At 65.2% G+C, this 12,158-nt stretch carries 10 protein-coding genes; 5 read left to right on the forward strand and 5 right to left on the reverse strand.

Features of this window, described 5'->3' with window-relative positions; genetic code table 11:
* Window positions 1-222 precede the first annotated feature (222 nt).
* From BKK79_RS25055 to BKK79_RS25070, 4 genes are read right to left on the reverse strand one after another with little or no spacing between them, the layout of a single operon-like run.
* Complete coding sequence (locus tag BKK79_RS25055) at window positions 223-831, reverse strand: PqiC family protein (protein ID WP_071039154.1); 609 nt, start codon at window positions 829-831, stop codon at window positions 223-225.
* Complete coding sequence (locus BKK79_RS25060; RefSeq protein ID WP_071017729.1) at window positions 828-2,459, reverse strand: PqiB family protein; 1,632 nt, start codon at window positions 2,457-2,459, stop codon at window positions 828-830. The genes BKK79_RS25055 and BKK79_RS25060 overlap by 4 nt, the downstream gene beginning before the upstream one ends.
* The gene (locus BKK79_RS25065; RefSeq protein WP_071039155.1) at window positions 2,443-3,117 is read right to left on the reverse strand and encodes a paraquat-inducible protein A; all 675 of its coding nucleotides are present in this window, start codon (window positions 3,115-3,117) and stop codon (window positions 2,443-2,445) included. The genes BKK79_RS25060 and BKK79_RS25065 overlap by 17 nt, the downstream gene beginning before the upstream one ends.
* Entirely contained in the window at window positions 3,114-3,860 is a 747-nt protein-coding gene (locus tag BKK79_RS25070) for a paraquat-inducible protein A (RefSeq protein WP_084085152.1), read from the reverse strand. The genes BKK79_RS25065 and BKK79_RS25070 overlap by 4 nt, the downstream gene beginning before the upstream one ends.
* Window positions 3,861-3,987: 127 nt before the next feature.
* On the opposite strand from BKK79_RS25070, the gene BKK79_RS25075 reads away from it, so the two are divergent.
* A complete protein-coding gene (locus BKK79_RS25075) occupies window positions 3,988-4,695 on the forward strand; it encodes a TetR/AcrR family transcriptional regulator (RefSeq protein ID WP_231908193.1) in 708 nt (235 codons plus the stop codon).
* A gap of 16 nt (window positions 4,696-4,711) precedes the next feature.
* On the opposite strand, the gene BKK79_RS25080 is transcribed toward BKK79_RS25075, so the two are convergent.
* On the reverse strand, window positions 4,712-5,425 hold the full coding sequence (locus BKK79_RS25080; protein ID WP_071017723.1) for a TetR/AcrR family transcriptional regulator: 714 nt from the start codon (window positions 5,423-5,425) through the stop codon (window positions 4,712-4,714).
* Window positions 5,426-5,730: 305 nt separating this feature from the next.
* Here BKK79_RS25080 and BKK79_RS25085 point away from each other — a divergent pair, with 305 nt between their 5' ends.
* Genes BKK79_RS25085 through BKK79_RS25100 form a run of 4 tightly spaced genes read left to right on the forward strand, consistent with a single transcriptional unit; the run spans window position 5,731 to window position 11,785 of the window.
* A complete protein-coding gene (locus tag BKK79_RS25085; RefSeq protein WP_232346444.1) occupies window positions 5,731-6,828 on the forward strand; it encodes an efflux RND transporter periplasmic adaptor subunit in 1,098 nt (365 codons plus the stop codon).
* A complete protein-coding gene (locus BKK79_RS25090) occupies window positions 6,825-9,878 on the forward strand; it encodes an efflux RND transporter permease subunit (protein WP_071017719.1) in 3,054 nt (1,017 codons plus the stop codon). Before BKK79_RS25085 ends, BKK79_RS25090 begins: the two co-directional genes overlap by 4 nt.
* A gap of 29 nt (window positions 9,879-9,907) precedes the next feature.
* The gene (locus BKK79_RS25095; protein ID WP_071040359.1) at window positions 9,908-11,263 is read left to right on the forward strand and encodes a TolC family outer membrane protein; all 1,356 of its coding nucleotides are present in this window, start codon (window positions 9,908-9,910) and stop codon (window positions 11,261-11,263) included.
* Window positions 11,264-11,275: 12 nt separating this feature from the next.
* Window positions 11,276-11,785: an MgtC/SapB family protein gene (locus tag BKK79_RS25100; protein ID WP_335582942.1), complete on the forward strand. Its 510-nt coding sequence runs from the start codon at window positions 11,276-11,278 to the stop codon at window positions 11,783-11,785.
* Window positions 11,786-12,158 lie beyond the last annotated feature (373 nt).

The following is a 12,158-nucleotide window of genomic DNA, read 5'->3' on the forward strand; positions in this document are numbered from 1 at the left end:
GTTCCGGTCCAGCACCGTGCCTGCAGGGCCAAGGCGTTCACGCGGGATGCGCGAGCCAACGCGAGCGGACCAAGGTTCACAAGCCCGACTCCGCCTCATTGACCGACGGCAGTTGGCGCAGGATCCGGCAACCGCAGAGCGAGTATTTCGTTAGCAGACAGATATGAAAAAAGCGGGCTCGCCGCCCGCTTCGCCGTACACATGGTGCGCGGTGTTTCATGTCTAGCGCTCAAGGGACTGCACGCTGGCGGCTATGTTGGTCGCGGTTGCGGCGAGGATCTCTCGGTACGCATTCACCACGCCGTCCACCTGCCCCGGTGCCGGCACTTCCATTTCAGTGCGGCCGCTCAGGACTTTGCCGTCCGGAAGTCGCCGCACGGTCCAGGTGATCGTTGCCGCGGCCCGCTTGCCCACATCGGCGTCAAGGCTGACCACCTCGGTTGTCACGCGGAACGCGGGCTGCGCCGCCGACAGGCCGTGCTGATAGACATCCACCGCATCAAGACTCGATTGCAGGTGCTGCGACAGCGCATCGCGTAGCTCGTCCGGCAATGAAGACGCCCAGTGCGATGTGTCGAGCAGCTCGACAACGCTGCCGGTGCCGTCACGCACCACCAACTGAGCGCGATTCAGGCGCTCCGGCACACGCACTGGCGTGACCTCGATCCATAGTGGCCCGCCGGTCCGGCTGGCCCGCCCGGTCACGGCCGCCGCGGCCTTGGCCGGGCTGGCCGCCAGCGTGTAGTAATGCGGCTCGGGCGACGCGCAGCCGTTCATCAGGGCCGCAGCCGCGAGGGCAGGTGGAAACAGCAGGGTCAGGCGTGTCATCATTTCTCTTCCCTCTTTCCTTGCAGGAGCGCTTCGGGATGCCGTTCGAGATAGTCGGTGAGCGTGCGCAGCGAAGCGGCAGTTCGTGTGAGTTCCTGCATCATCCGCCGTGTGTCCTGCTGCAGTGATGCGTCGGGCGCCAGCGCGCCATTGGCCGTGGCGAGCGTGCGACGCGCATCCTCCAGCGCCGCCAGCACCTGCGGCGCCACATCGCCATTGACCTGTGCCACGAGCTTGTCCGCGTTGACGAGCATCCTGTTCATCGACACCATCGCCGTGCGCGCGTCCTGGCCGATCTGGTCGAACGGGACTTTGCCGATCTTGGTCACGATGTCACCGAGCTTGGCCTGCAGTTCGTCAAAGGTGCCCGGCGTGGTCGGGAGTTGTGGAGGCGACGCGTTCAGGTCAAGCTCATCGGGCAGAGGCGCCTTGGGAAAGAAGTCGAGTGCCACGTATAGCTGGCCGGTCAGCAGGTTGCCGGTGCGCAGCTGCGCACGCATGCCGCGCTGTACCAGGCTGTGCACGATGGCAAGCTTGCGTGTGTCGTCGGCCACGTCTTTCTCGCGCAGGCCCATGCGGGACGGATATAGCTCCACCACCACGGGCATGCGGAAGGCTTTCTTGTCACGCTGGTATTCGATACCGATCGAGCGTACCTGCCCGACCGTCACGCCGCGGAAATCGACAGGCGCGCCGGGCGACAAGCCGCGCACCGACTGATCAAAGTTGAGGACTGCCAGCGCGGGGGCGAGCTCCTCCGGTTCCTTCATGGCTTCGGACTGGTCGGCCGCCAGCAGGAACTCGGTGTTCTCCGCGGCTGCGGTATGCGCGGCCGAGCGCTCCGGGGCCTGGAATGCCACGCCGCCAAGCATCACGGTGACCAGCGACTGCGTGGATAGCTTCAGCCCGTTCGCGTCGAGCTTGAGGTCGACGCCGCTGGCATGCCAGAAGCGCGTATCGGCGGAGACGAGCTTGTCATAGGGCTTGTTGACGAAGACCCGCAGCGTGATGTCGCGGCCGTTCGGCTCGAGCTGGTAGGCCACTACATGGCCGACTGGCACACGACGATAGTAGACCGGCGAGCCAATGTCGAGCGAGCCCAGGTCTTGCGCACGGAGCACGAACTGCCTGCCCGAGGCATCGGTGGTGATGACGGGTGGGACTTCGAGCCCGGTGAAGCTGTGCGCCGTCTCGGCAGACTTGCCCGCATCCACGCCGATATAGGCGCCGGACAGCAGCGTCTCCAGCCCCGACACGCCGCTGATGGCAAAGCGCGGCCGTACCACCCAGAAACGTGTATCGGCCACGGCGAAGTTCCTGGCGTCCTTTGTCAGTTCAATGGTCGCGATCACATGAGAGCGGTCCGCCGCCAGCCGTGCCGCTTTGACCAGGCCGATATCGACGTCCTTGTAGCGCACGGGGGTTTTACCGGGCGTCAGGCCTTCCGCGGTGTGGAATGTGACGGTGATTTCCGGCCCGCGCGACGTCAGTGTGTGGATCAGCAGCGAAAGTCCGACCACCGCGGCAACGATGGGAATCAGCCAGACCAGCGAAGGCAGCCAGCGCGCGGGCGGCCTGCGGTCCGGCAGCGGTATGCTTTGCGGCGTGGGAGGATCAATGTGTTCCGGCATGGTCGGCTTGCGAAGAATCGAGGGAATGGGGCGGCGAATCGAAGGTATCCCACAGCAGGCGGGGATCGAAACTCAATGATGCGAGCATGGTCAGTACGACCACCGCGGCAAAGGCCAGGGCGCCGGCCCCTGGGGTGATGGTGGCGAGCGCCCCGGCCCGTACCAGCGATGCCAGCAGTGCCACCACGAAGATGTCGAGCATGGACCACCGGCCGATGACTTCGACCAGCGCGTAGAGCCTGGTCTGCTCCCGGATGCGCCAGGTTGAGCGGCGGCGCACCGTCAGTAACAGCAGCGTCAGGATCATCATCTTCAACAGCGGGACGACGACGCTGGCGATCAGCACGACCAGAGACAGCAGGTGCGAGCCCGACAGCCACAGATAGACCACGCCTGACAGGATGGTGTCGTGCTGGGTGCCGAAGATGGACTGCGTCACCATGATCGGCAGCAGGTTGGCCGGGATATAGAGCAGGTAGGCGGACAGCAGAAAGGCCCAGGCACGGGTCATGCTGGCGGGCTTTCGACGATGCAGTACAGCGCCGCAGCGCGGACAGGGAGCTCCTGCCAGCGCCATCGGACTGAGCAGAGCACACGCATGGCACGCCAGCAGGCCCTGCGCGGTCGCGGTCGGGTGGTGCGGCCGGTGCGCGCTCATGACGCGGTATCCGGGGGGCGGCTGGCACCCTGTCCGTCCCGCGCACATCGAGGTGGTGCCAGATGGTGCCAGAGGTCGCACGGGGGGAACGACAGGATGGCGGCGAGGACCGCCACCAGTGCGCCGAACGACCAGAGCGCCACGCCCGGCAGCACCTGCGCGACGGTAGAGAGTTTCACCAGCGTGACAAGCACCCCGATCATGAACACCTCGATCATGCCCCAAGGGCGGGTCAGCAGGATGGCGCGCGCGATGCGATGGAACGCGCGCGGCTTGCGGTGCCGGGCCATCGGCACGAGCAGGAAGCCCATCATGAGCAGCTCGGCCAACGGCAGCAGGAGCGTGGTGGCGAACACGAGCAGGGCCACCAGCGGCATGTCGTCCGTGTAGAGCACCTGTATCGCGCCCCACAGGGTGGTCTCCATGCGCGTGCCCTTGAGGTCCATGGCGACGATCGGGTACATGTTGGAGATCAACAACAGGACCACGGCCGTCACGACGAGCGGCAGCAGGCGGCGGTAGGCCCGCGTACTGTCGCGATACAACTCCGCGCCGCAGCGCCGGCAGATGGCCCGTTCCCCCGTCTCCATTGCCGTGCGGACGTGAAGTGCGTCGCAATGCTCGCACGCGATCAGCCGATGTCGATCCTGGCCCGGAGGCAGCGGAGGCAGCGGAGACAGGGGGGGCTGATGCACGGCAGGAATCCAGGGAGCAGGACGATGAAGTCCGGCATTCTGCTCCATACTGACTAAATTGTCATGATGACATACATTATCTTACAAAGGACGTGGGCGAGCCGCGGGCGTGCAGGATGCCGTCCCGCGCTGTGCCATAATCGCCCGTCAAACAAGCTCGCTCCTCCTATCGAAGATGTCCGCCGATCCCGAATTCCAAGACCATCGTCCACGCGTTGCTGCTGAACGGCGTGCGCGGATGCGCAGGCGTCTCATCGAAAGTGCGATGATCGTCTTTGCGCAGCGGGGCATTGGCTCCAGCGTGATTCCGGAGGTCATCGCAGCGGCCGGGGTCTCGCAGGGCTCCTTCTATAACTACTTCCGCACCAACGATGATCTGCTTGCGGCCGTCAGCGATGCGCTCAGTCACGATATGGTGCAGATGATCGATGGCGTCGTGGGCGAAGTCGAGGATCCGGCGCTGCGCGTTGCGACCGCCGGTCGGCTGTATCTGCACCTTGTGCGCACTTATCCGGTGGTGGCGCGGTTTCTTTCCAGCACGGGTTTCAGTCTCGTCGGCAAGCAGAGCGCGATCTATGAACACCTGCCCACGGATATCAAGGAAGGCGTGAAGCGCGGCACGTTCGGCGAGGACGCCGCCGACGTGGGACTGGACCTGGCGACGGGCGCGGTGCTGATCGCCGTCCAGCGCATTGCTAACGGCAGAACGGCCAGGGATTATCCCGAGCGCATCGTCCGTGCGGTGTTGAGAGCGCTTGGCGCACCGGCATCGAGCGCTGCAAAGCTGGTCGCAGCACCCCTGCCGAAGCTGGTCGCGGCTCCGGAATCTCTCCTCAAGACGGCGCAGCAGCGGCTCGCCGCGCTCGCCGAAGCCGACAGTTAGCGATCGCGCGCCGCGCCTATGACGCGTCGCTGATCGTTTCGCCGAGCATGTCCTCGAACAGCACGATGTTCGCGCTTAGCGGCGAACTCGATATGGCGTCGGCCGTCGCGCTTTCCACGCCCAGTGCGCGCAATGCCACGGCGGCGGCAAGTTCCGAAAAATCATCGGCGCACTCGGTCTCCAGCATGCGGTGCATCGCACTCATTGCCGCGCCCGTCACGATGTTGAAGGCCAGCGTGACCGGCATGCGCGCGAAGCGATTGCGGCGCATCCCTTCTTCTATGTCCCGGCGGACAAATTCCAGCATATTCGGCGCCTGCTGACCCGCCCAGCCGAACTGTCCCAGGATGCCCGCCACGCCGGGCTGGTGTACCGCCAGCATCGAGGCCAGGCGTATGCCGATGGCGATGTGTTCGGCAGGATCGTCATGGCTCCGCACGATGGGGTCGGCCACTCGCACCCACTGTTCGGCGACCCTCCCGATCAGTTCGCGCATGATCGCATCGGACGACGGAAAGTACTTGTAGAACGTTCCGCGCGACACCTGCGCCGCGGCGATGATGTCGTCGATCGAAGGCGATGCGGTGCGATTCTCCACAAGCAACTGCAAGGCGCTGCTCAGCAACAGCGAACGCATGCGCTGGCGCCGCCTGGCCGCAACGCGCTGACGATGGTCGATCGCCTTCCACGGCTCTCCTTCAGCGGCAAATCCCTTCTCTATCACGGTCATTGATCTGTTCTCTCCTCGGGAGCACCGATCGGCAGGGCCGCACGCGCCTTCTCCGCCTCATGCGCTTGCGCCCTGCCGATGATGCATCACCCACAACATAATAAATTGTACGTCATCCTGACATCCAAGTCAGTATGATGTATATTTCGGGCTCTTGGGAAGGGCGAATGCCCGAACAGGCCTGCTGTCGCTGATGCCCAGAACGAGTCCGTTGCATTGGCTCGGTGGCGCGAACCGCTGATGACTCGCAGGCGAGTGACGGACCCACTGGAGCGTAGAAATTGAACAGGAATCATCGAGCAGCAGTGCTCACCCTCATCGCGGCAGCGAGCCTGCTGGCGGCGTGCACGAAGAAGCCCGCGTCTGAACACACGGACGTGAGACCGGTGCGGACCGTGGTCGTCGGGCGCAGCAACGGCACGGTCGGCGCGAACTACTCGGGCGAAATTCGCGCGCGTTACGAAAGCCAGCTGGGATTCCGCACGGCGGGCAAGGTCGTCGCCCGGATGGTGGAAGTGGGCAGCCATGTCAAGCGCGGCCAGCCGTTGTTGCGGCTCGATCCCACCCAGGAGACGTTGCAGGTGGCGGCGGCTGGCGCCGAGGCCGATGCAGCGAGAAGCCGCGTGGCCCAGGCACGGGTCGACGTGAAACGTACCGAGCAACTGCTGGCGCAGAACTTTGCCTCGCAGGCCGAGCTGGACCAGCAGCGCCTGGCGCTCAATCAGGCCGAAGCCCAGTTGCGCTCGGCCCAGGCGCGCCAGCAACTGAACGCCAATATGCGCGGGTTCACCACGCTCGTGGCCGACCGCGATGGCGTGGTCAGCGCCATCAACGCGGAAGCCGGCCAGGTGGTGGCGGCCGGCCAGTCGATTGTCACCGTTGCGGCCGACGGCGAGCGCGAGGTGTCGATCAGCATTCCCGAGTCGCGCGTAGACGAACTGCGCAAGGCCACGACGCTCACGATCACGGTGTGGGCACATCCGGAAAAGTCGTGGAGCGGCAAGCTCCGCGAGCTTGCGCCGGACGCTGACAGCGTCACGCGCACGTACTCTGCGCGCGTTTCGATTCTGGACGCTGACGCCGATCCCAGCCTCCTGCGTCTGGGTATGACCGCTTCCGTCATGGTTCCAGACGTGAACGGCAGTGGCGCGATGCGCGTGCCGCTGACCGCCATCGTCGATCACGAGCGTGGTCGCCAGGTGTGGGTGGTGGACCCTAAGACGTCACGGGTGACAGCGCGTGAAGTGAAGCTTGGCGCTGCGCAGAACGACAGCGTCATTGTGGTGGCGGGTCTGGCAGGCGGCGAGACGGTGGTGAGCGCCGGCGTGCATATGCTGCAGCCCGGCCAGCAGGTGAAGGTGGCGAAGGCGGTGGCCCTGGCCCAGGCGGGAGGTTCGAAGTGAAAGGCGTCAATCTGTCCGAATGGGCGCTCAAGCACCCGCAGATGATCGCATTCCTGTTGTTGCTGTTGTCGGTGGCCGGGGTGCTGGCCTACGGCAGCCTGGGCCAGAAGGAAGACCCCGAGTTCACGATCAAGACGATGGTGGTGCAGGCCTACTGGCCGGGAAGCTCCGCGCAGCAGATGGCCGACCAGGTTGCCGACAAGCTTGAGCGCAAGTTGCAGGAGGTGGCGGAGATCGACTATACGTCCACCTACGTGAAGCCGGGGGAGACGCAGATCAAGGTCAACCTGCGCGAGGAAGTACCGCGCTCCGCCGTACCGGGTGTGTGGTATCAGGTCCGCAAGAAGATAGGTGACATCCGCCAAACCCTGCCGCAGGGCACGCAGGGGCCCTTCTTCAATGACGAGTTCGGGGACACGTTCGGCAATCTCTACGCCATCACCGGCGACGGATTCAACTATGACGACCTGCGACGGATCGCCGATGCCGCGCGTAACGAGTTCCTTCGCGTCGACGACGTCAACAAGGTCGACCTGGTCGGCAAGCAGGAACAGAGTATCTATGTGGAAGTCTCCACTGCCAAGCTCGCTTCGTTGGGGATCGATCCGGCACTGATTGCCCAGACCCTGGCGCAAACCAACGTGGTGACATCTGGCGGGACGGTGCAGACCAGCGCCGAACGGGTGCGGCTGGACGTGAGCGGCGAGTTCGACTCCGTCGAGGGCATCCGCGCCATCGGCATCCGTGCCGGCCAGCGTACCTTCCGGCTGGGCGATATCGCTGATGTACGTCGCGGTTTCGTGGAGCCGGCCACCTCGCGGATGCGCTTCAACGGCAACGAGGCCATCGGTCTTGCGGTGAGCATGCGCAAGGGCGGCGACGTGATCCGGCTCGGCACGAAGCTCGATGAAACGGTGAAGCGCATCGAGTCCACACTGCCGGTCGGGGTGCAGATTCATGCGGTCAGCGACCAGCCGCGCATCGTCGAGCATTCCGTTTTCGAGTTCAAGAAGAGTCTCGCCGAGGCGGTGGTCATCGTGCTCGTGGTGAGTTTCCTGTCGCTGGGCCTGCGGACGGGACTGGTCGTTGCACTGAGCATCCCGCTCGTGCTGGCCATGACGTTCCTGGCGATGTACGTGATGGGGATCGACCTGCAACGCATCTCGCTCGGTGCGCTGATCATCGCGCTCGGGCTGCTGGTCGACGACGCCATCATCGCCGTCGAAATGATGGCGCTGAAGCTCGAGCAGGGCTGGGACAAGTTCCGCGCCGCCACCTACGCCTACACGGCCACTGCATTCCCGATGCTCACCGGCACGCTGATCACGGCGGCGGGCTTTCTTCCGGTCGGCTTCGCCAAGTCCGGCACCGGCGAGTATGTGTACTCGCTGTTTCAGGTGGTGGGAATCTCGCTGCTGCTGTCGTGGATCGTGGCCGTGCTGTTCACGCCATACCTCGGTTTCAAGCTGTTGAAGGCGCATGCGCACGCCTCGCATGACGAGGAGGCGGTCTACCAACGCGGCTTCTATGTCAAGTTCCGCCGCTTCATCGATTTCTGCCTGAGACAGCGCGTGTGGGTGCTCGGCATCACGCTCGCCGCGTTCGTGGGCGCGCTGGTGCTGTTCAAGGCAGTGCCCCAGCAGTTCTTTCCGGCATCGGACCGGGCCGAGCTGATCGTGGACATGTGGATGCCGGAGGCCTCGACGTTCGAGGCGAGCCAGAGCGAGGTGCGCAAGCTCGATGCGATGCTCAAGGGCGATCCGGACATCGCCGCGGTGACCAGCTTCGTGGGCAATGGCGCGCCGCGCTTCTACCTGCCGCTCGATGCACAGACGCCGAACCTGAACCTGGGCGAGATGATCGTGATGACCAAGGGCGGCGAGGCACGTGAGCGCGTGAAGGAAAAGCTCGAGAAGCTCTTCGCGGAAGACTTTCCCAACGTACGTGGCCGCGTCAACCGGCTCGAGAACGGTCCGCCTGTCGGTTACCCGGTGCAGTTTCGCGTGTACGGGCAGGACAACGACAAGGTCCGTGCCATCGGGGACAAGGTGGCGGCCATCATGCGTGAGGAGCCGCACGTGCGCCAGGTCAACCAGGACTGGGGCGAGCGCATCAAGCGCGTGCAGGTCGACGTCGATCAGGACAAGGCACGTGCGCTGGGCGTCAGCTCAGGCCAGATCAAGCAGGCGCTGGAGGCATCGATCTCGGGCACGCCGATCACGCAGTTCCGCGAGGAGGACCAGGATATCGACGTTGTATCGCGCCTCGTCGCAGCGGAGCGCACGGACCTGAACAACCTGAAGGACGCCAAGATCTATGTGCGCGACGGCAAGTTCGTGCCGGTCTCGCAGGTGGCCCGCCTCACGCTCGCCAGCGAGGAAGGTGAGCTGTGGCGGCGCAACCGCGTGCCGACGATGACCGTGCGTGCCGATATCGCCGGGGCGCAGGCGCCCGACGTCACGCGTGCGTTGCAGCCCAGGATCGACGCCCTCGAGAAGGATCTGCCGCTCGGTTACGGCATTGAGATCGGCGGTGCGGCGGAATCGAGCGCGAAGGCACAACGCTCAGTGTTTGCTGTGATGCCCTTGACCATTATCGCGGTGCTCGTGCTGTTGATGATCCAGTTGCAGGACATGAAGAAGATGGCGATTGTCCTGATGACCGCGCCGCTCGGCCTGATCGGTGTGAGCGTGGTGCTGGCCGCCTTCCGGATTCCGTTCGGTTTCGTTGCGATGCTCGGTGTCATCGCGCTCGCTGGCATGATCATCCGCAACTCGGTGATCCTGGTCGTGCAGATCGACGAGGACGTGCGCGCCGGCGTTCCGCTGTGGACGGCCATCGTCGAGGCGGCGGTGCGGCGTTTGCGGCCGATCGTGCTGACGGCACTGGCGGCCATCCTGGCGATGGTGCCGCTCACCCATTCTGTGTTCTGGGGCCCCATGGCGTGGGCAATCATGGGCGGCCTCGCCGTGGCCACGGTGCTGACGCTCGTGTTCCTTCCCACCTTGTATGCGACGTGGTACCGGGCCAAGCGCCCCGCGACCGTCTGATCGCGGATCGGATGTTGAGAGTGATTGTGATGAAGCGATTGAATATGGCCCTGCGGGCCGGACAGGTGGCCCTCGGCTGCATGCTTTTCCTGAGCGCCGGGGATTCCGGCGCGATCGACCTCGTGGGCGCCTATGAGCAGGCGTTGGCGCATGATCCGACAACCCTTGCCGCGAACGATGCGCTGACGGCCGGGCAGGAGAAGGCCGTGCAGGGCCGCGCCCTGCTGCTTCCCAGCGTCAGATTGCAGGGGGGAGTGGGCCGGACCGTGGCGCATGCGTCCGCGGCTGACGACGGCGCGTCGCTGATCTCGCCCAATACTTCGGGCACCTTGAGGCAGGCCGGCGTAGTGCTGGTGCAGCCGATATACGACCGCGGCGCGGTGGCGGCGAAGAAGCAACTGCGCGAGCAGACGAACCTGGCGCAAACACAGTTCGGCCAGTCGCGCCAGGATCTCGCCCTGCGTGTGGCCGAAGCCTACTTCGGCGTGGTACTGGGCGAGGAGACGCTACGCGTGGTGCAGGCCGAGAAGGCGGCCCTGCGGCAGCAGCGCGACCGCGCCAGGGCCCGCTTCGACATCGGGCAGGGCAAGATCACCGACCTACATGAGGCCCAGGCGCGCCTGGACGGCGTGGAGAGCCGTGAAGTGACGGCGCAATCCGCGCTGGAGCAGCGTCGCACGCGCTTCCAGGAGATCGTCGGCACGTCGCCCGATCAACTAAGCGGGCTCGCGGCCCGCTTTGTGCCACGGCCGCCGGAGCCGGACAATCTCGCGGCGTGGCAGGCCAGGGGGGAAGAGCAGAGCTTCCTCGTCAAGACCCGGCAGTCGGAACTCGACATTGCCGGCGCCGAGATCGACAAGTACCGTCTCGCCAGCCGCCCGACCGTATCGCTCGTGGCGGGTTACACCACACAAGGGCAGAGCGGCAATCTGGCTCCCTGGGTTGCGGCCAATACGCGCTCCGCGACGGTGGGGTTGCAAGTCAACATTCCGCTGTACGCAGGCGGCGGACTGGACTCGCGCGAGCGGGAGTCCGTTGCGAAGAAGAGCCAGGCCGAGCAGCAGCTTGCTGCGGCCCGGCGCGATGTGCGCCTGAGCGTGCAGGACGGGTTTCTGTCGGTGAAGACCGGCGTGTCGCGTATCGCTGCACTTGAGCAGTCGTTGACGTCGGCGCGTAGCGCGCTGGCGGCGACGACCCTTGGCCGGGACGTTGGCACCCGCACCGAGCCCGACGTGCTCGACGCGCAGCAGCGCGTGTTCGCCGCTGAATTGGACGTGGTGCAAGCACGGCTGGACTACCTGCTCGGCCGCCTGCGGCTTGCCGCAGCGACGGGCGAATTGAGCGAGGACACCCTCCGTTCGCTCAGCGACTGGCTCGCTTCCTGACCAGGACCTCCCATGCTCGGTGATCTGCAGCACTATTGGAGCGGTAGCTTCCTGGCCGCCAACGCGTTCATCGACTTGAACCTGGTGGGCGCGTTGCTGCTCGGCATGCTGGTGGGCTACGAGCGGTCGTACAACGGTCGTGCCGCCGGCATGCGCACCTATGGGCTCGTCTGCATGGCGTCCACCGCGCTGACCGTGTCCGTCGGTCACGCGCCGCTCTGGTACGGCGGCACCACAGCGCCCATCCAGGCAGACCCGGCACATACCATCCAGGGCGTCATCACCGGCATCGGCTTCCTCTGCGCCGGGGTCATCATGAAGGACGGCATGCGCGTCCGCGGCCTGACGACCGCTGCATCTGTCTGGGCCGTTGCCGCGACGGGCGTGCTCCTTGGGGTTGGATTCTATGCCGCTGCGCTGCTGCTCGCCGTCCTATGCGTGGGCTCGATGTCTCTGGTGCATCCGCTGGAGTCTCGGCGGGAGAACGCGGAAGGGATTTCCATCCGCCAAAAAACCGCTTGAAATGAGATTAATTCCCATTTACAATGCGTTCCATCGTTCAGCGCGCAAGCGAAAGCAGCACAAGGGAAGCGGTGGAAGGCAGCGGCAAACCCTGTCCTCCTCCATCCCCAAGCCGGCGCCGCGAACGAACAGGATTCCGGTAGCGTCGCCCTCGGCGGCGCACCCAACCGTCTTTTGTGGGGACCGCTCCGTCACGCGGAGCGTTTGGCAGTAGCCAGTCGTCAGAGGACCGGTGCGGCAATGAGACCCGCCAATCCGGTCGCTACTCGGGCGACAAGCCAGGCCGCCTTTTTATTCCTGCGCGCCGTGCCTGCCACGGCGCGCGCCGCTCGGGGCGTCGCGCAGCGGCCCGGTGGTCTGCCAGGCCTCCGCG

Source organism: Cupriavidus sp. USMAA2-4 (genome assembly GCF_001854305.1).
Lineage (GTDB): Bacteria > Pseudomonadota > Gammaproteobacteria > Burkholderiales > Burkholderiaceae > Cupriavidus > Cupriavidus malaysiensis.